This is a genomic window from Allobosea sp. 05T438 (assembly GCF_056396025.1).
On sequence record NZ_JBFTKQ010000012.1, the window covers coordinates 156,673 to 174,494 of the forward strand.

Genomic DNA, 17,822 nt, shown 5'->3' on the forward strand with positions numbered 1-17,822 from the left:
ATCTCAGCGATGCAGGGAATAGGTTGAGCAGGGCCTTACAGCCAAAGCCTCCGGGATGCAAGAAATTCGCGCTCAGGCCCGCATGCGCCGGACCATGTCGTCGAGGGTTGGCTCCAGCCGGCCGCCGCCCTCCGCCGCGCGTCCGCCCATCGCCGGCAGCTCATGCGGCTTCAGCTCGGCGAAACGCATCCGCATCGTGGTCGCAACGCCTTCGCCGAAGGCGATCGCCTCGCGGTTGCCGATCGAGGAGAGGAAATTGATCGTGCTGGCAGAGGCGTCGGAGATCGCCGAGCGGATGATCTGCTGGTCGCGCTCGTTGGCCAGCCGCATCGCAAAAACGGTCGAACATTGTGACAGGATCGTCGGGTCGAGCTCGCCCGGGCGCTGAGTGACCACGCCGAGATAGGCACCGTATTTGCGCCCTTCCTTGGCGATGCGCGCGATCGCCTGGCGGGTGGGCGCGAAGCCGAGCGCCTGGTCCGATGGCACATAGCGATGCGCCTCTTCGCAGAGCACGAGGACCTCGCAGGCGCCCTGGCTGGCCATGGCGAGATCGAAGGCGAGCCGCGACAGCACCGAGGCGACGGCATTGACCACCTCGCCCGGCAGGCCGCCGAGCTGGAAGGCGGTGATCGGCCGGCCATGCATGGGAATGCGGAAGATCTGCCCCAGGATCGGCGCCACCGTCTCGTACATATTGGCGCGGCCGAACATGAAGCGGTAGCGCGGATCGGCATGGAGAGATTCCAGCCGCACCTTCAGCGAGCGCAGCGCCGGCCTCGGCCAACGCTGCTCGTGCAGGCCGATCATTTCGTCGATAACGGCGAAGGCGTCCTTCAGGCGGTACGGCGTCGATGCATCGACGCCCCCCGTGGGCGGCGCCGGCTCCGGGCCGCTGCGCCCGACGCCGAGATCGAGCGGGCGCTTGAGCAGGCTCGATCCGAGGTCACGCGCCAATTCCTGGCCACTCGGAACACGGTAGCGGCCTCGGGCCGCCGCAATGACCTCCCGCAGGATATCAGGCTCGTCGTCCAACGCAGGCCGGCCGCGGAAGACGATATCGGCAAACTCTTCCTGCTTKAACATCCAGAACGGCAGGTCGAGCGCGTCACCGTCGATGGTGAGGGCGAGATCCGGAAAGGCGACGGAGTATTCATTGTGCGGATCCAGAATCAGCACGCGCAGGCGCGGGCGCGCGGCAACGGCACGGCGCAGCAACAGCGAAACGGCGCTCGACTTGCCGACACCTGTCGTGCCGACGAGAGCGAAATGGCGCGAGAGCATGTCCTGGATGCTGACGGTCGCCGGGATACTGGCATCCTGCGTGACGTGGCCGATCTCGGCACCTTTCCGGTCGCCAAGGTCGTGGACGAGTGCGAGATCGCCGGCCCTGATGCGGTGAGCGACGGCGCCGATCGGCGGATAGCCGGTAATGCCGCTCTGGAAGCGCATCGAGCCGTCCGATTTCTCAAGAACCTCGCCCAGAAACTCGACCTCGACCTGGATCGGGTTCTCGCCATCGGTCCAGGCCGGTTCGACCGCGTGCAGCTTGTAGACCAGGGCCACGATGCGGCTCTGACCGAGATTGATCGAGACCATGCGGCCGATCGCCCAAGCGTCGCTCGCCTGCCAGTTCCCGGTCGAGACTGCGCTCAGGATGGTGGCGCGCGAGCCGTCACAGGCGATGACTCGCCCGAGCGCACGCTCCGGCGGCTGACCGGCATTGCGACGGTCCGGCGTGATGTCCGTATGGAAGGCCGCGTTGTTCAAGGGGAGTTGCATAAATCCCGCTCGCTCAATCTAAGGTTTAGTAAATTTAAGTCTTGATGTTACAGCGCGCCGGTTACGATTACCTTCACGGAGAACAAACAACCATTTGCGGTTATCAAATAGCAAACCGCCCTCGCCCCCGCGGACGGCCTTACAGATCACAAATCGTGAGGCCGGCATCACAATCCCTGCATTGAGCCGATGCCGTGCTTTCGTCTAAGCACGGGTAGCTACAAAGAGGGCTTGCACCATGGCCGAAGGGCTGCGTCTCGGCATCAACATCGACCATGTCGCCACGGTGAGGAATGCACGCGGGGGCACCCTGCCCGATCCGGTCCGCGCCGCCCATCTCGCCATCGCCGCCGGAGCCGACGGGATCACCGCCCATCTCCGCGAGGATCGCCGCCATATCCGCGACGCCGACATGGAACGGCTCGCCGCCGAGCTGACCAAGCCGCTCAATTTCGAGATGGCCGCCACCGACGAGATGATCGCGCTGGCTGAGCGGCTGAAGCCGCACGCAGCCTGCCTCGTCCCGGAGAAGCGCGAGGAACGCACGACCGAGGGCGGGCTCGACGTCGTTGGCCAGGAAGCGCAGCTTGCGCCGCGCATCACCCGGCTGAAGGCGGCCGGATGCCGCGTCTCGCTCTTCATCGAGCCGGACGAGGCACCGATCGCGATGGCTGCCAAGCTCGGCGCCCCCGTCGTCGAACTTCACACCGGCAGCTGGTGCCATGCGGTTGCGGATGGCGAGACGGCCAGGGCAGAAACCGAGTTCCAGCGGCTGGCCAACGGTGCCGCCTATGCGGCCAAGGTCGGGCTTGAAGTCCACGCCGGGCACGGGCTCGACTACGACACGGCCCGCAAACTTGCCGGTGTTCAGGCCTTCGTCGAATTCAACATCGGTCACTTCCTGATCGGCGAAGCGATCTTCGTCGGGCTGGAGACCGCGATCCGCCGGATTCGGCAGGCGATGGACGAAGGGCGCGGCGCCGGGCGCTGACCGCGCAGGAAACCGGTTTCCACTTTCTCGGCCGATGCTCTAAACGCGAAGCATGATCCTCGGCATCGGCTCCGACCTCTGCGACATCCGCCGCATCGAGCGCTCCCTCGAACGCTTCGGCGAACGCTTCACCCAGCGCGTCTTCACCGACGGCGAGCGGACGAAATCCGACCGCCGCGCCACCCGCGCGGCCTCCTATGCCCGCCGCTTCGCCGCCAAGGAAGCCTGCTCGAAAGCGCTGGGCACCGGCATGCGGGCCGGCGTTTTCTGGCGCGACATGGAGGTGGTCAACCTGCCGGGTGGGCGCCCGACGATGCGGTTGACGGGCGGCGCGCTGGAGCGCGTGAAGGCCATGACGCCTGCAGGCTTCGAGGCGATCGTCCATGTCTCGCTGACGGACGATCCGCCGCTGGCGCAGGCCTTCGTCGTGATCGAGGCCCGGCCGGTCGCCTGAGACGGAACCGGCAGTCGTCGGGATCGGAACCGCCATCATCCATTCCGGGCTCACGCCTTGCGGCGCGCGCCCGGAGAAGGACAGTGGCGGTCCCGGCTTTCGACCGGACCTATTCGGCCGGCTGGGTGCCGCTGACGACGCCCTGCGGCTCATCGCTCAGCCAACGATAGATGACGCCGCCAAGCACGCCGCCGATCAGCGGAGCGACCCAGAAGAGCCAGAGCTGGCCGAGCGCCCAGCCGCCGACGAACAGTGCCGGGCCGGTGCTGCGGGCCGGGTTCACGGAGGTGTTCGTCACGGGGATGCTGACGAGATGGATCAGGCACAGGCCGAGGCCGATGGCGAGCGGCGCGAAGCCTGCCGGAGCCTTGCCGTGGGTCGACCCCATGATGATGAACAGGAACATCATCGTCATCACGACTTCCATGAGGAAGGCCGAGACGATATTGTACTTTCCGGGTGAGTGTTCGCCGTAACCGTTCGAGGCGAAACCGTTGGCAAGGTCGAAACCAGGCGCGCCGCGGGCGATCAGGTAGAGAACGGCCGCGGCCACGATCGCGCCGACCACCTGCGCGACGATGTAAGGAACGACCTGCCCCGCCGGGAAACGACCGCCCGCCGCGAGCCCGACCGTCACGGCCGGGTTGAGATGGCAACCGGAAACATGGCCGATGGCGTAGGCCATCGTCACGACGGTGAGGCCGAAAGCGAGCGAAACGCCGAGCAACCCGATGCCGACATTTGGAAAACCTGCAGCGATGACCGCGCTGCCGCAACCCGCAAAAGTCAACCAGAACGTGCCAATGGCTTCGGCGACATATTTCTTCGTGCTCATGGTGATTCCCCCAAAGGTCGGAAACAAGCGAATGCTGTTCGTGAAACACGATATCGTCAACGCATCGAAGTGGGTATTCGCCCTGCGAATTCGGCCCAGCTCCCGCCGTTTTCTCGCATTGTAATTGTTGTGATCATGTATTCGCCATCCGCCAGCGTCATCCCTCCGGACTGCTCTTGCGCGTTGTCGCAGACGCGATAGTCGGCTAGACCGCGCTGGATCGCAGTCCCAGGAGCCCCCCGCGTGGCCAACGAAGTCGAAAGCAAGAACAAGACGGCCAAGGACGAGGGCGGCGTCTTCGAGACGATCAAGGTCGTCGTCCAGGCGCTCCTCATCGCGTTGGTCATCCGCACCCTGCTGTTCCAGCCCTTCAACATCCCTTCGGGCTCGCTGATCCCGACGCTGCTGATCGGCGACTATCTCTTCGTGTCCAAGTACACCTACGGCTATTCCAAGCACTCGATCCCGTTCAGCCCGCCGCTGTTTTCGGGGCGCATCTGGGCCGCCGAGCCCAAGCGCGGCGACATCGCCGTCTTCAAGCTGCCGACCGACAACTCGACCGACTACATCAAGCGCGTCATCGGCCTGCCCGGCGACCGCATCCAGATGATCGACGGCATCCTGCACATCAACAACCAGCCGGTGAAGCGTGAGCGCATCGCCGACTATGTAACCAGCGACAATTGGGGCCGCAGCGTTCCGGTGATCCGCTATATCGAAACGCTGCCGAACGGCGTCCGCCATGAGATCATCGAGCGCGAAGGCGACACCGGCACCTTCGACAACACGCAGGTCTTCGTCGTGCCGCCCGGTCATTTCTTCATGATGGGCGACAATCGCGACAACTCGCTCGACTCGCGCGACCGCAGCGTCGGCTATGTGCCGTTCGAGAACTTTGTCGGCCGGGCCGAGATCATCTTCTTCTCGATCGAGGACGGCGCCTCGGCCTGGAAGATCTGGGAATGGCCCTATACGGTTCGCTGGAACCGTCTGTTCAGCACCATCAAGTGAGCAAAAGCAGCGAAACCGCGCGCAAGGCGCCGGACACAGCGCGGCTCGAAGCCGCGCTGGAGCACGATTTCAGCGACAAGTCCCTGCTGACGACGGCGCTCACCCATATGAGCGCCGAGGAATCGCGGCTGGCGAGCTATCAGCGCCTCGAATTCCTCGGCGACCGGGTGCTCGGCCTGTCGATCGCCGACATGCTGTTCCGGCGCTATCCGCAATCCGAGGAAGGCAATCTTTCGCGCCGCCTCGCCGATCTCGTGCGCAAGGAGACCTGCGCCGAGGTGGCGCAAGGCTGGAATCTCGGGCAGTTCATGCGGCTAGGCGATGGCGAGATCCAGGGCGGCGCCCGCAAGAACAAGGCGATCCTGGCCGATGCCTGCGAGGCGGTCATCGGCGCGGTCTTCATCGACGGCGGCTACGAGGCCGCCCGCGCCCTGGTCGAGCGCGCCTTCGGCGAGCGGCTGATAAAGCCGGTCCGCCCGTTGCGCGACGCCAAGACCGCACTGCAGGAATGGGCTCAAGGCAAGGGCTATCCGACGCCCACCTATAGCGAGCGCGGACGTTCGGGGCCGGACCACGCACCGGTCTTCGTCGTGGCGGCAAAGATCACCGGGCTCGCGGACTCCGAGGCGCGCGGCCCCTCCAAGCGGCTGGCCGAGCAGTCGGCGGCCGAAGCTTTCCTGCGGCGTGAAGGCCTGTGGAACGACAACCCGGAAGGCGACAATGTCTGAAACCGATCAACCCACGCGCTGCGGCTTCGTCGCGCTGATCGGCGCGCCGAATGCCGGCAAGTCGACGCTGCTCAACCAACTCGTCGGCGCCAAGGTCTCGATCGTCTCTCGCAAGGTGCAGACGACGCGCACGCAGGTGCGCGGCATCGCCCTGTCCGGCCCGGCGCAGGTCATCTTCGTCGACACGCCCGGCATCTTCGCACCCAAGCGCCGGCTCGACCGCGCCATGGTGACGAGCGCCTGGGGCGGCGCGACCGACGCCGACCTGATCGGCGTGCTGATCGACGTCGCCCGTTTCGATCATGAAGAGAATACCGCTCTGCTGGAGAAGCTCGCCGAGCTGAAGCAGCCGAAGTTCCTGATCCTCAACAAGATCGACACGGTGGCGAAGGAGAAGCTGCTCGAGATCACCACCAAGGTGAACGAGCGGGGGCAGTTCGAAGCCACCTTCATGGTCGCGGCCCTGACCGGCTACGGCGTCAAGGACATCCTGACCTGGCTGGAGAAGCGGCTGCCGCCCGGCCCCTGGCTCTATCCTGAAGACCAGATCTCGGACGCTCCCTTGCGCTTCCTCGCGGCCGAGATCACCCGCGAGAAGATCTTCGAGCGGCTGCACGACGAATTGCCCTACCGCTCTACGGTCGAGACCGAGAGCTGGCAGCAGAAGCCGGATGGCTCGGTCAGGATCGAGCAGACGATCTATGTCGAGCGCGAGGGGCAGCGGAAGATCGTGCTCGGTGAAGGCGGCCAGACGATCAAGGCGATCGGCCAGAGGGCTCGTGCCGAAATCGCCGAGGCAGCCGAGGCCAAGGTCCACCTCTTCCTGTTCGTGAAGGTCCGCGAGAACTGGAGCGACGACCCGGAGCGCTACCGCGAGATGGGGCTGGAGTTCCCCAAGGGCAAAGGCTGAGCACGCGGAAGACGGCGATGCGCAGCGAGAAGGAGAAGATGCTGGCGGGCGAGCTCTACCGCGCCGACAGCCCGGAGCTCATCGCCGACAACCGCCGCATCAGCGCCTGGATGGAGCACTTCAACGCCACCACGGCCGCGCCTGAGCAAAGGCTCGCGTTGATGCAGGAGGCGTTCCGCCATGTCGGGCGGGACGTCGCCATCCGCCCGCCCTTCCATTGCGACTATGGCTACAACATCAGCCTCGGCGACAATGTCTTCCTGAACTTCAACTGCGTCATCCTGGATGTCGTCGCCGTGACGATCGGTGACGGCACGCAGATCGGCCCCGGCGTCCAGATCCTCACCGCCGATCACCCGCGCGACCCGGCCCGGCGCCGTCAGATGCTGGAACTCGGACGCCCGGTCAGCATCGGGCACAATGTCTGGATCGGCGGCGGCGCGATCATCCTGCCGGGAGTCACGATCGGGGACGATGCGATCATCGGCGCGGGCAGCGTGGTCACGCGCGACGTGCCCGCTGGTCGCACGGCAGTGGGCAATCCGGCGCGGCTGCGGCCTTGACGCCGCGACATAACCCATCCGGCGGCCGAGACCATTCGTCAGCACGATCGTAGGACGGTGGGTAGCCTCACCGCGACGCTACTGAGCTGCGTCAAGACGCCACGCCCTTGTTTGAAGCCTGTCAAATTTCATTCATGAAAGACATTGTTCAAACGCCTTTTGCTTCCATCTCTAATAATTGAAGTCATTTGAGCAGGAGTGATTGCCATGAACGGCGCACCGCGCATCGCGCTTTTCATCGACGGCGCCAATCTCTACGCGACCTCGAAGCAGCTCGGCTTCGACATGGATTACCGTCGCCTGCTGCGGGAGTTCCAGAGTCGCGGCAATCTGATCCGCGCCTTCTATTTCACCACCCTCGTCGAAAGCGAGGAGTACTCCTCGATCCGCCCGCTGGTCGACTGGCTGGACTACAACGGCTACCGCGTCATCACCAAGGCAGCCAAGGAGTTCACCGACGCCACGGGCCGGCGGCGCGTGAAGGGGAATATGGACATCGAGCTCGCGATCGAGATGCTCGAGCTCGCGCCACATCTCGATCAGATCTACCTGTTCTCCGGTGACGGCGACTTCCGCCCGCTGGTCGAGGCAGTGCAGCGCAAGGGCGTCAAGGTCTCCGTCGTCTCGACGATCTCGACCAATCCGCCGATGGTTTCGGACGAGCTGCGCCGGCAATGCGACGAGTTCCTCGACCTCGCCCAGCTCATGCAGAAGGTCGGGCGCGATCCGTCCGAGCGCAGCCCCCGCAGCACCGCGCCCGGCGGCGGCCCAGCCGCACCGGGCAACCCCGCTCTGGAACGGCGCTACGGTATCCGGCAGGGCGATGAGCCGGTGGAAGGGTGAGTTCCACGGCAAGGTGTGGGGCGGCGCCTATTGAATAGGCTTCACCCACCCGTCTTCAAGAGCCGCTGCTTGTCGCGGTTCCAGTCGCGGGTCTTCTCGGTTTCGCGCTTGTCGTGGAGCTTCTTGCCCTTGCCGAGGCCGAGCTCGACCTTCGCCCTGCCCTTGTCGTTGAAATAGACCTTGAGCGGGATCAGAGCCATGCCCTCGCGCTGGACCGCGCCCATCAGCTTGTTGATCTCGCGCCGGTGGAGCAGGAGCTTGCGCGGCCGGCGAACCTCATGGTTGAAGCGGTTCGCCTCCAAATATTCCGGGATATAGGCGTTGAACAGGAAGAGTTCCTCGCCCATCGGGCCAGCATAGCTCTCGCCGATCGTCGCCTTGCCGCCACGGAGCGACTTGATCTCGGTGCCCTGCAGAGCGATGCCCGCCTCCAGTGTCTCCTTGATCTCGTAATTGAAGCGCGCCTTGCGGTTGTCGGCGGCGAGCCGGTAGCGGGCGGGATCAGGCTTCTTCATGCAGTTCCACTGAATCCATGTTTTTTCACCAGCGAGGCCATCGCCTGCGCGTCCGTTTCAGGATCGGCGCTCAGGCCGTTGAGGACGCCGAGCTTGTCGTCCTCCCGCCGGTTCTGGCTGAGTTTGAACTTGCCGATGATCGAGGCGATCTCGATCTCGACGCCGACGATACCGCGCGCCTGTGCCGCGATGAAAGGCTCCGGCGCGTCCGAGACCGCCCATGGCTCGGCGCGAGGCGCCTCCTGCTGCTGCGTCAGCGACTCGAGCTGGGCGCGCAGCCAGGCCGGATCCTCGATCACGCGGGCGGGGCCGCGGACTTGCACCGTGACGTAGTTCCAGGTCGGCACGACCTTCCCGGTCTCCCGCTTGGTCGCATACCAGGCCGGCGTGACGTAGCGCTCGACGCCGGTGAAGATGACCAGCGTCTCCGCCCCGGCCGCGATCGCCTTCCACTGCGCATTGGGACGCGCGAGATGGGCGCGCAGCACGCCGTTCTCGCCCTCATCGGCATGAAGGATGAAGGGAACGGGGTTGGCGATCAGCCCGCCCTCGCCCACTGTCACCAGCGACGCGAGCGGATGCTGCCGGATGACAGCGTGGAGCTGCGCGCGGTCCTCGACCTTGAAGTGACTGGGCTCGTACATCCCGGAATTCCCTGACGTCGGCCGGGAAGACCGGTCGAACGCAATCCTTACTTAGGCATTCAACAGCCCGGCGAAAACCATGGCCTCGCGGATGACCTTGCCCGTGGCCGGCGTCACCGGCAGCAGCGGCAGGCGGACTTCCTCCTCGATACGGCCGAGCAGCGTGAGCCCATGCTTGGCACCGGCCAGCCCCGGCTCCTTGAAGATGGCGTCATGGAGCGGCACGAGCCGATCCTGCACCTTCAGCGCCTTGGCGAAATCGCCCTTCAGCGTGGCGTCCATCAGATCGGCGCAGAGGCGCGGCGCGACATTGGCGACGACCGAGATGCAGCCATGGCCGCCGGCAGCCATGTAGGCCAGCGCCGTCATGTCCTCGCCCGAGAGCTGGATGAAGTCCGGCCCCATGGCGTGGCGCTGCTGCGAGACGCGAGCGAGATTGGCAGTCGCATCCTTCACGCCCGCGATGTTCTTGAGCTCATAGAGCCGCGTCATCGTCTCGACCGACATGTCCACCACCGAGCGCGGCGGGATGTTGTAGATGATGATCGGGATGCCGACCGCATCGTTCACCGCCTTGAAGTGCTGGTACATGCCCTCCTGGGTGGGCTTGTTGTAGTAGGGCGTCACCACAAGGACGGCGTCGGCGCCGGCCTTTTCGGCGTGAACGGCCAGGTCGATCGCCTCGATCGTGTTGTTGGAGCCGGCGCCGGCGATCACCGGAACGCGGCCCTTGGCCTGATCGACGACGATCTCGACCACGCGCTTGTGCTCGTCATGGGAGAGCGTCGGGCTCTCGCCGGTGGTGCCGACGGGGACGAGGCCGGTCGAACCGCTCGCGATCTGCCATTCGACCAGCGCGCGCAGCGCCTCCTCATCGACCTTGCCGGCTTTGAAGGGGGTGACCAGAGCGGGCATCGAGCCGGTAAAGGCAATGTGCTTGGTCATGGGGCAGATCCTGAAGCGAAACACGGGTTGTCGGGCCGCCACACATAAACCGTCGTTTGGTCAAGGCAAAGCCGGCAATGCATGAAAATCCGTGGCCTCATAGTTAAGCCTTCATCAAGACGAATTTTGCCAACCGCTTGAGATCACTCAAGGCGCGTTGAAAAGCATCGCCGGAACAGCGGTGTACGCAGCCGGAACAGGCGAGAACACTGAAAAGCGTTCCCCCTCTCCCCGGAGTGCTGGCCGTGGGTGAGCGCAGCGCGATCGAGTGGACGGACGCGACCGTCAATTTCTGGTGGGGCTGCACGAAGGTCGGTCCCGGCTGCGACCACTGTTATGCAGAAACGTGGTCTGGCCGCTTTGGCGAAAGCCTCTGGGGCGTCGGCGCCGCGCGCCGCAAGATCAAGGGCGCGCCCGCCCTGCTCAATCGGCTCGACAACGATTATGCGTGGTGGGCGGCCGACGCGGAGATCGGCGGCTATCACCCCAACTCGCGCCGTCGCGTCTTCATCCAGTCCATGTCGGACCTTTTCGACAATGAGGTGCCGATCGAGTGGTTTGCCGAGGCATGGGGCAAGATCGTCCAGTGCGATCGGGTCGACATCCAGATCGTGACGAAGCGGATCAGCATTGTCGAGAAACGGCTGGCTGCCATCGGCGTCTCGACGTGGCCTCAGCATGCCGGCCTGCTGATCTCTGTCGTGAACCAGGAAGAGTTCGACAGGGACGTGCCGCGATTGCGCGCTCTCAAGCGACGCTTGTCGTTGCCATGGGTTGGCCTCTCGGCAGAGCCACTCCTCGGCCCGATCGTCGGTGACTTCACCGATCTCGACTGGGTCATCGTCGGCGGCGAAAGCGGATCAGGCGCTCGTCCGATGGAGGACGCATGGGCCGAGAGCATCGTTTCGCAGTGCAGAGACTCCGGGACTGCAATCTTCGTGAAGCAGATGGGTGGTTCGGTGAAGGCGCGCATGCGACCGATTCCGGCCAACCTCATGGTTCGGGAATTCCCGAAGACGCCCAGCAGCGGCGAACTCGCTAAGGCCTCGCTCGCCAAGCACCCCTCTCCTTCGCAGGAGTCCAGCCGTGGGTGAGCGGGCAAGCACGAAGGAGATGATCGTCGGTTACCCTGACGGCGGCATCACCGGACCAACCGCTGCAAGCGTGGAGGGGCCGACTTGCGCCGGGCGCGAGTGGCCATACGAAATCGTCACCAGCGGCGCGGAGACGGTGGCGATCTTCCCAGCGCAAGTCACGGGCGGCATCGAAAGCGCACGAGAGAGCGCCGTATTGTTTGCGGCGGCTCCCGACATGTTCGAGGCGCTGTGGCAGTGCATCGGTGCGCTGAAGGCTCTCGGAGCGCAGGATGGATACGCCTCGACCGCTGCGAAGGCCGCCATCGCCAAGGCCGAAGGGCGCACGAACCACGCGGATGCGCACAAAAACCCCCTTCCAGGGGAGATCGCGCCATGAGCGGGGTCCACGCCTACTACAACGAGATTGACCCCTATGCGGCGCAGTGGCTCCGCAACCTCATCGCAGGAGGCCACATTGCGCCAGGCGACGTTGACGAGCGCTCAATTGTCGATGTTCGACCTGCCGACCTGGTCGGATACACACAGTGCCATTTCTTCGCCGGCATCGGTGGATGGAGCTACGCTGCGCGTCTTGCAGGGTGGCCTGACGACAAGCCGCTCTGGACCGGAAGCTGCCCTTGCCAGCCCTTCAGTGTCGCAGGCAAGCAGGAAGGCCAAGCTGACGAGCGCCATCTCTGGCCGGTCCTCTTCGACCTCATCCGAGACTGCAAGCCTCCCGTCGTCATGGGAGAGCAGGTTGCGGCAGCGGTTGGAAAGGACTGGCTCGACGGAGTGCATTCTAACCTGGAAGGCATCGGCTACGCCTGCGGGGCGTCCGTTGTCCCGGCTTGTGCCGTCGATGCGCCCCATCGGAGAGATCGCCTCTGGTTTGTGGCCTACAGCTCGGTGCGGGAACAACGGCGGATTCGGGAACCCGTCGCGGGCATCAGACCCAGGGAACTGCCGACTGGAGGACACGGCGGCTTGGTACCACGTCATGTGGACGACGCCGAGCGCTCGCGACTGGAAGGACACACCCGGGATGGCGACGGTCGCCACGGACGGGCGGAAGCGGCTGGATCAACTACCTCGGCAGGCTGCTCTGTATCCGACGCCGACCAGTCTTGCTCCAGCGCGCAACGGGAACAACGAAGCGGGGAACTCGGCTGGTCTGGTCGCAATTCGACGCATTGGTCTGGGGCAGAGTGGGCATCCGGAGCAGACGGGAAAGCCCGGCGCGTTGAACCCGGCATTCGTCTGCTGGCTCATGGGGTTCCCGCCCGAGTGGGAAAGCTGCGCGCCTACGGCAATGCCATCGTCCCGCAAGTCGCGGCGGAAGTGATCGGCGCGTTTCTCGACATGGAAAGGGCCGCGCCATGAGCGGGGTCGACATTGCAGGGCTCGTTGAGGAGCTGCGCGAGCGTTGGGAAGCGACTGACGCTCCTGTCGCGAAGAAGATCAATCGCCTGCTTCGCCTCGCCAAGCAGGCAGCCGACGCCCTTCTCGCACAGGCCGCAGAGCTGGCGGAGGCAAACCGCTGGGGCGAAATCCTAGAAGCCGAGCAGAACGCCATAGCGGCGAAACTCCCCGGCGTCCGCTTCATGGACCCGCCGGATGGTGGATCGCCGTCACTTGCCGAGCAGGTCAAACGGATGCGCGAAGCCTTGGACGCTGCCGAACGTGAGCGCGACGAAGCCCTAGCCGCCCTCAAAGCCTCGGAAGAGGCGCTAGACGAGCGTATCGATACCGCTTGGGCAGATGGCGCTCGGTTCGTAGTGAACGAACTGGATAGCCTCATCCCAGACAGCACGCTCGTGCGGGACAAGCTTGTCGACATCGACCAGATGATCGCGCGGCGCTACGCCGATGCCATCGCCAGTCGAAAGGAGCGCCGCGCCCGCTCGGTTCTGGAGAACAGTCCCGCAACCCCCGCGGATGCCACAAATAATCCCCCCTCCGATCCAGGGACGGAACAGAGGGAGGCGGGACGTGGCTGACCATTTGGACTTGTCTCCTATTCCGGCTCCGATGCAGGAGATGAACGAGCGTGCTGCTGCCCTGCGACGGGCGGCTCACCGGCTCGGGCTCGACCTGAATCACCCTGGAAACTGGGAACGCATCGGCGCCGAAGCCGGCATCAACCCGCCAGCCTCTACATGCCAGATCACCGACGCCGATGGCGTAACCCGCCGCCTATCATTCCAGATCAAGGTGTTTTGATGGGGGAGCTCGCGTCAACGCTCATTGCAGGGATGATCGAAAACCTCCTGCACGCTCACGCTTTGGCCAACATGCACAAGGCCAGCGGGAACGATGAATACCGCAAGGCAGCCGCCGATTGGCTCCCCCAGCTCGAACAGCAATTCAACAGCATTCGGCGCGAGCTGACGAAGCCAAAGGAGCCCCGCCCATGCCCCCCCCCTCAACCTCCGCGCAGTGGAAGCTGGTGCCGGTCGAGCCGACTGATGAAATGGTCGCGGCTTGGCCACGCTTCAACAAAGGCGCGGGTCACGAGCGCGACATCTACCGCGCCATGCTCACCTCCTCCCCATCCCCTGCCGCCTCGCCTGCGTCACCGAGCGGGGATGCGGTGCGTGAGGCTTTGACTTTCGAAGCGCTCCAAGCGGCCTATCTGCGGGGCGCGGAATGGGTCACGAAAATCGGCCGGTACACCGCAGTCGATTTACGGAAGGCGGCCTACGACTATGCCGACAAGATGACGCCCCTCGCCAGCGACGCCACCCCGGCCCCGACGAGCGGGTCGGAGGATGGGGGCGTGACCGACCTATGGTTCACAGACAGCGCGTTGCCAATTGTCGCGATCTCCGGCGTTGCTGAGAACGACAAGGCGATCGCTCTGCATTTCCGGCACACAGTCACGAATGAAGATCGGGACCAGATCATCGCCGATCTGAATGCTGCCCTCGCCAAGCCCGCCTCTGAGCCTGCGGGCGGGGGTGAGTCATGAGGGTCTACCGTCAACCTTTCGAGGCTTCCACGGCGGCGATGAGCGGCGTCGCGAGGTCAAAACGAAGCGAAGTAGTCGAGCTTCTGACCTATCTTTCATATGAAGCAGAGACAGGGATATTAACATGGGTAGGTGCCCCGAAAGCGACACCAAGCATCGTCATCGGGAGACAAGCCGGCTTTGTGCGGAAGGACGGGTATCACTACGTCCGTTTCAGAAGGACGGAATACCTTTCGCACCGGCTTTGTTGGGAACTCCACTACGGTGAGCAGCCCCGGTTAGCCATCGACCACATCAACGGCAACAAGCGTGACAACCGAATAGGCAACCTTCGGCTCGCGACCCATGCTCAGAACCTCCAAAATCGAGGCCCCTTCCGCAGAAATGCCTCGGGATACAAAGGCGTCAGCCTCAATAGGCGGAGCGGAAAATTCCTGGCTGCATTCAAGCACAACGGAGAAAAGCACGAGCTGGGCTACTTCGACAATGGTGAAGAAGCAGCCCGCGCCTACGACGCCGCAGTGTCGCGGGTCCACGGGGAGTTCGCTTACCTCAACTTTCCAGACGTTCCGGGAGATAAGGCATGACCATTCTGGACAATCCACCCCGGGAAGGCTCTCTGGTGCTGGTCGCTGAGTGGCTGGAAGCGGGATGCTGCCCGAACGCAGCAGCAGACGAGCTACGTCGCATCGCCGCCTACCGCGCCGCCCTCTCGTCCTCTGCCGGCCCTGCGGAGCCGGTGGCTTGGCATGACCTGCATGAGCACCCACCGAAGGAGCGCGCCGCGCATCCCGCGCCCGCCACGGTGGAGAGCTACCAGCAGCGCGTCAAAGCGGCCTGCGCCGTTCTCTTCGAAGGCGACCCGACTGATGTTGCTGAGCGTCGGGATCGTTTCGCCGAAGAGGCGCTTGAGACGTGCCAAGCCTTCGGCATGACGGGCGAGGATATGCACGCGCTGGTCGATTACACCTTCGGTCGCCCGGTCGGGGAGGCCGCCAAGGAAATCGGCGCGGCAATGACCACGCTGGCATCTCTCTGCGTCTATGCCGGCGGCGATCTCATGGCCTGCGCCGAAGCGGACCTTGCTAAGCTTCAGCAGCCCGAGACCATCGCCCGCATCCGAGCGAAGCGGGCAACTCGCCACGGACGCGGGTCTTTGCCGGGCCTATCCGCCGCCCTAGCGCCCGCGACCGAGATCGATGGGAGGAAGTCGTGAAGGGATCTGATGTGGCATCCGCGAGACTCCGGCCAGAACTCATAGAGCGCGTCGAAAGCGGCGAAGGGGCTGATCGGGAGTTGGACGGCGACATTCTCGACGCGCTCCACGACCCGTCCGCAGACAAAACCTGGCCGTTCGTCGAAGGGAGTTATGCCGCGAGCATCACGCCGCGCATCACGTCGAGCCTCGACGCCGTCGTCTCTCTGCTCGATCAGAAGCTGCCGGGGTGGTCGTGGAGCCTCGGACAGATGCGAGGGCGGCCAGAACGATACCGCTACCGGGGGTTCCTTTCTGACCACAACACCAGCGACGGCATTGCAGTTCGCTATATTGAAGCGGAGTGCCCAACTCCAGCACGCGCCCTGCTTGCCGCTTGCCTGCGAGCGATTCAAGCGCAGGCTCGGACACTCGCGGATGCGCACTCAAAATCCCCCTCCCGCCCCGCCATGCCGAAGGAGGAAGACACCCATGGGTGAGCTGACGAAGCTTGAGCTTTACGACAAGGCCGCTCCGACGAACCATGCCATCTTCGATTTCCGAGGCGGGCTCGACCATGCGGAGAACTGCCCACTGAATCACGGCAATTGCGCGCCAGATATCGGCCCGGACTGCCCTCACTTCATGGGCCACCATTTCAAAGGCGATGCGGCCTATGTCGGGCAGCGTGCCCCGGTGTGCTGCGAGGTGTTGCTCCGCCACAAGCTGCTCACCCGCCCCGCCAAGGAGAACGACCATGGCTGAGAAGCTGAGCGAGGAAGCGTGGCAGACAATCGATACGGCACCTAAAGAAGGGCAGAAGGTCTTGGCATGCTGGGCCGGCCGCACGAACAACATGATGATCGTCTGGTACGAGGACTGGACGTGGCACGCTCAGATCGGCGGCTGGCAGTCTATCGTTATGGACGAKCCCCCGACCCATTGGATGCCGCTGCCAGACCCTCCCCGCGCCGCCTTGGAGCCCCGCGATGAGCGCTGACACAGCCCCTGCCGCGATGCCGAGCGTCGAGGACGTGGCGCGGGCGATATGCCCGTTTCGCCCGGACGAATGCGTCCATGGATCGGGCAACATCGGGCCGTCTGGCTCGGAGTTCAAATGCTATCGCCTGCATTGGGAAAACTACGTCCCCGCGGCACAGTGCATTCTCGCCCTCTTCGCCCCGGTCGTGGCGGAGAAGGAGCGGCACGAGTGGCCGCCCTACCGCATCAGCGAGCCCGAGGGCGGATGGCGAAGCCATGGATCATTCAGCCCCGAGGAAAAGGCGAAGCTACGGCCCGTCGCGGAGACGCTCGCCATGCTCGACGGCAATGCCTTCTTCGGCAACGAAGCCAGCGCCGGGGCGGAATGGTACGAGCAATACCTGCCGGAAGCCTATGCTCTTTACGAGGGCAACGGCGGCGATAGCGGATGGGCCGGTGAAGCGTCATTTGCCAAGCCAGAAGCCAGCGCCCTAGCCGCCGAAGCCGCGCTCGCAGCGGCAAGAGAGGACGCGATCACGGCTTATGCCAGTCATATTGACGTGGCGATGCGGGAATACGACGACAACCTGCACCATGGCGATGATGCGCTCGGGCCCGAGTTTTTCATCGAGCGCGGCTTGGAACGAGCCGCCGCTGCCATCCGGGCGGGGGAATAGGCATGGCCGGTTTAGCGCTTCTATTGACCTTCATCATAACCCTGATCGCGCTCAACCCGGAGCGGCTCGGGAAATGGTTGGCTAAGGTCAGGTCAGGCTACGTTTCAGCCATCCGCTCTCAGGACACCCCATGATCCGCGCCAACGGCTTCACCATCGTCCTCGCCTTCATGGCTCTCGTCTTCGTTGCGGTCTATGGATGGCTGAGCGGGGCTTGGCGGTGATCAGACGAGCTTACCGCAGTCGCGCGCGGCCGCCTCAAAAGCTTTCCTCGCGTGCACTGCCGGAACTTCGCCCTTGAGCGCGGCCATGCATGTTGCGATCGCAAAACGCCACGTTTCTGCGCCAGATTGCTCCCGCCACGACAGTAGGAACTCAGCCGCACGCTCTACGCTGCTCACGGCGTAACGCTCGCCGACCTTAGTCGACTCGACATAGACGGGAGGGGTGAACCAGTGCAGCGGCATGTCGCGACTACGCGCGTCGCGGCGAAGGGTTCCGTTAGACCAAGGAAGCCTGCGCCGGCCGTTCAGCATCCGGGTCTCCGCCATCCTTCTTCACACCGCGGGCTACGATGCTCAACGAGCCATCCGGCAACGGTCGCTGCAGCGCCCACGCCTGTTCCCACGGCGCCGTCATCCAGGTTTCGCACTCCTCCGGTGTCGTGAGGATGACCGGCATCGCCTTGGGATGGATCGCCTTCAC

The 17,822-nt window shown here is 64.4% G+C and carries 25 protein-coding genes and 1 pseudogene; 19 read left to right on the plus strand and 7 right to left on the minus strand.

The window, feature by feature from the left end:
- Positions 1-72: 72 nt before the first annotated feature.
- On the minus strand, positions 73-1,782 hold the full coding sequence (locus AC1DIN_RS21630) for an ATP-binding protein (protein WP_476811250.1): 1,710 nt from the start codon (positions 1,780-1,782) through the stop codon (positions 73-75).
- 238 nt (positions 1,783-2,020) lie between these two features.
- Between AC1DIN_RS21630 and AC1DIN_RS21635 the strand changes: the two genes are divergently transcribed.
- The gene (locus tag AC1DIN_RS21635; RefSeq protein ID WP_476811251.1) at positions 2,021-2,773 is read left to right on the plus strand and encodes a pyridoxine 5'-phosphate synthase; all 753 of its coding nucleotides are present in this window, start codon (positions 2,021-2,023) and stop codon (positions 2,771-2,773) included.
- 52 nt (positions 2,774-2,825) lie between these two features.
- Entirely contained in the window at positions 2,826-3,227 is a 402-nt protein-coding gene (gene acpS, locus AC1DIN_RS21640; protein ID WP_441468383.1) for a holo-ACP synthase, read from the plus strand.
- 109 nt (positions 3,228-3,336) lie between these two features.
- Here acpS and aqpZ read toward each other — a convergent pair whose 3' ends face one another.
- Positions 3,337-4,062, minus strand: a complete 726-nt coding sequence (gene aqpZ, locus AC1DIN_RS21645; protein WP_476811252.1) for an aquaporin Z — start codon at positions 4,060-4,062, stop codon at positions 3,337-3,339.
- 243 nt (positions 4,063-4,305) lie between these two features.
- Between aqpZ and lepB the strand changes: the two genes are divergently transcribed.
- The 5 genes from lepB (at position 4,306) to AC1DIN_RS21670 (ending at position 8,117) form a co-directional block, all read left to right on the plus strand.
- Entirely contained in the window at positions 4,306-5,073 is a 768-nt protein-coding gene (lepB, locus tag AC1DIN_RS21650) for a signal peptidase I (protein ID WP_441468385.1), read from the plus strand.
- Positions 5,070-5,801 carry a ribonuclease III gene (gene rnc, locus AC1DIN_RS21655; RefSeq protein ID WP_441468386.1) on the plus strand — a complete coding sequence of 244 codons (732 nt, stop codon included), beginning with the start codon at positions 5,070-5,072 and terminating at the stop codon, positions 5,799-5,801. The genes lepB and rnc overlap by 4 nt, the downstream gene beginning before the upstream one ends.
- Positions 5,794-6,711: a GTPase Era gene (gene era, locus AC1DIN_RS21660; protein WP_441468387.1), complete on the plus strand. Its 918-nt coding sequence runs from the start codon at positions 5,794-5,796 to the stop codon at positions 6,709-6,711. Before rnc ends, era begins: the two co-directional genes overlap by 8 nt.
- Before the next feature lie 17 nt (positions 6,712-6,728).
- Entirely contained in the window at positions 6,729-7,274 is a 546-nt protein-coding gene (locus AC1DIN_RS21665) for a sugar O-acetyltransferase (protein WP_476811253.1), read from the plus strand.
- Positions 7,275-7,481: 207 nt separating this feature from the next.
- Positions 7,482-8,117 (plus strand): LabA-like NYN domain-containing protein, encoded by a 636-nt coding sequence (locus AC1DIN_RS21670; protein WP_441468389.1) that lies wholly within the window; start codon positions 7,482-7,484, stop codon positions 8,115-8,117.
- A gap of 41 nt (positions 8,118-8,158) precedes the next feature.
- Here AC1DIN_RS21670 and smpB read toward each other — a convergent pair whose 3' ends face one another.
- The 3 genes from smpB to dapA are packed head-to-tail and all read right to left on the minus strand — an operon-like array spanning position 8,159 to position 10,221.
- On the minus strand, positions 8,159-8,632 hold the full coding sequence (smpB, locus tag AC1DIN_RS21675) for an SsrA-binding protein SmpB (RefSeq protein ID WP_441468390.1): 474 nt from the start codon (positions 8,630-8,632) through the stop codon (positions 8,159-8,161).
- Complete coding sequence (locus AC1DIN_RS21680) at positions 8,629-9,276, minus strand: FMN-binding negative transcriptional regulator (RefSeq protein WP_441468391.1); 648 nt, start codon at positions 9,274-9,276, stop codon at positions 8,629-8,631. Before AC1DIN_RS21680 ends, smpB begins: the two co-directional genes overlap by 4 nt.
- A 51-nt stretch (positions 9,277-9,327) precedes the next feature.
- Positions 9,328-10,221 carry a 4-hydroxy-tetrahydrodipicolinate synthase gene (gene dapA / locus AC1DIN_RS21685; protein ID WP_441468392.1) on the minus strand — a complete coding sequence of 298 codons (894 nt, stop codon included), beginning with the start codon at positions 10,219-10,221 and terminating at the stop codon, positions 9,328-9,330.
- A gap of 245 nt (positions 10,222-10,466) precedes the next feature.
- Here dapA and AC1DIN_RS21690 point away from each other — a divergent pair, with 245 nt between their 5' ends.
- The 12 genes from AC1DIN_RS21690 (at position 10,467) to AC1DIN_RS21745 (ending at position 17,118) form a co-directional block, all read left to right on the plus strand.
- Positions 10,467-11,315 (plus strand): DUF5131 family protein, encoded by an 849-nt coding sequence (locus AC1DIN_RS21690; protein ID WP_476811254.1) that lies wholly within the window; start codon positions 10,467-10,469, stop codon positions 11,313-11,315.
- A complete protein-coding gene (locus tag AC1DIN_RS21695; RefSeq protein ID WP_476811255.1) occupies positions 11,308-11,694 on the plus strand; it encodes a hypothetical protein in 387 nt (128 codons plus the stop codon). The genes AC1DIN_RS21690 and AC1DIN_RS21695 overlap by 8 nt, the downstream gene beginning before the upstream one ends.
- On the plus strand, positions 11,691-12,677 hold the full coding sequence (locus AC1DIN_RS21700; protein WP_476811256.1) for a DNA cytosine methyltransferase: 987 nt from the start codon (positions 11,691-11,693) through the stop codon (positions 12,675-12,677). Before AC1DIN_RS21695 ends, AC1DIN_RS21700 begins: the two co-directional genes overlap by 4 nt.
- Positions 12,674-13,294: a hypothetical protein gene (locus AC1DIN_RS21705; protein WP_476811257.1), complete on the plus strand. Its 621-nt coding sequence runs from the start codon at positions 12,674-12,676 to the stop codon at positions 13,292-13,294. The genes AC1DIN_RS21700 and AC1DIN_RS21705 overlap by 4 nt, the downstream gene beginning before the upstream one ends.
- Positions 13,287-13,517, plus strand: a complete 231-nt coding sequence (locus AC1DIN_RS21710; protein ID WP_476811258.1) for a hypothetical protein — start codon at positions 13,287-13,289, stop codon at positions 13,515-13,517. The genes AC1DIN_RS21705 and AC1DIN_RS21710 overlap by 8 nt, the downstream gene beginning before the upstream one ends.
- Before the next feature lie 190 nt (positions 13,518-13,707).
- Positions 13,708-14,265 (plus strand): hypothetical protein, encoded by a 558-nt coding sequence (locus AC1DIN_RS21715; RefSeq protein WP_476811259.1) that lies wholly within the window; start codon positions 13,708-13,710, stop codon positions 14,263-14,265.
- Complete coding sequence (locus tag AC1DIN_RS21720) at positions 14,262-14,852, plus strand: HNH endonuclease (protein WP_476811260.1); 591 nt, start codon at positions 14,262-14,264, stop codon at positions 14,850-14,852. Before AC1DIN_RS21715 ends, AC1DIN_RS21720 begins: the two co-directional genes overlap by 4 nt.
- On the plus strand, positions 14,849-15,481 hold the full coding sequence (locus AC1DIN_RS21725) for a hypothetical protein (RefSeq protein ID WP_476811261.1): 633 nt from the start codon (positions 14,849-14,851) through the stop codon (positions 15,479-15,481). The genes AC1DIN_RS21720 and AC1DIN_RS21725 overlap by 4 nt, the downstream gene beginning before the upstream one ends.
- Positions 15,478-15,960 (plus strand): hypothetical protein, encoded by a 483-nt coding sequence (locus tag AC1DIN_RS21730; protein ID WP_476811262.1) that lies wholly within the window; start codon positions 15,478-15,480, stop codon positions 15,958-15,960. Before AC1DIN_RS21725 ends, AC1DIN_RS21730 begins: the two co-directional genes overlap by 4 nt.
- Complete coding sequence (locus AC1DIN_RS21735) at positions 15,953-16,225, plus strand: hypothetical protein (protein ID WP_476811263.1); 273 nt, start codon at positions 15,953-15,955, stop codon at positions 16,223-16,225. Before AC1DIN_RS21730 ends, AC1DIN_RS21735 begins: the two co-directional genes overlap by 8 nt.
- Positions 16,218-16,460 (plus strand): DUF551 domain-containing protein, encoded by a 243-nt coding sequence (locus AC1DIN_RS21740; RefSeq protein WP_476811264.1) that lies wholly within the window; start codon positions 16,218-16,220, stop codon positions 16,458-16,460. The genes AC1DIN_RS21735 and AC1DIN_RS21740 overlap by 8 nt, the downstream gene beginning before the upstream one ends.
- Positions 16,461-16,476: 16 nt before the next feature.
- Entirely contained in the window at positions 16,477-17,118 is a 642-nt protein-coding gene (locus AC1DIN_RS21745; protein ID WP_476811265.1) for a hypothetical protein, read from the plus strand.
- Positions 17,119-17,341: 223 nt separating this feature from the next.
- On the opposite strand, the gene AC1DIN_RS21750 is transcribed toward AC1DIN_RS21745, so the two are convergent.
- Positions 17,342-17,653: a DUF982 domain-containing protein gene (locus AC1DIN_RS21750; RefSeq protein ID WP_476811266.1), complete on the minus strand. Its 312-nt coding sequence runs from the start codon at positions 17,651-17,653 to the stop codon at positions 17,342-17,344.
- Positions 17,619-17,822: pseudogene (locus tag AC1DIN_RS21755) on the minus strand (hypothetical protein); the annotation flags it as partial. The gene AC1DIN_RS21750 and the pseudogene AC1DIN_RS21755, both read right to left, overlap by 35 nt.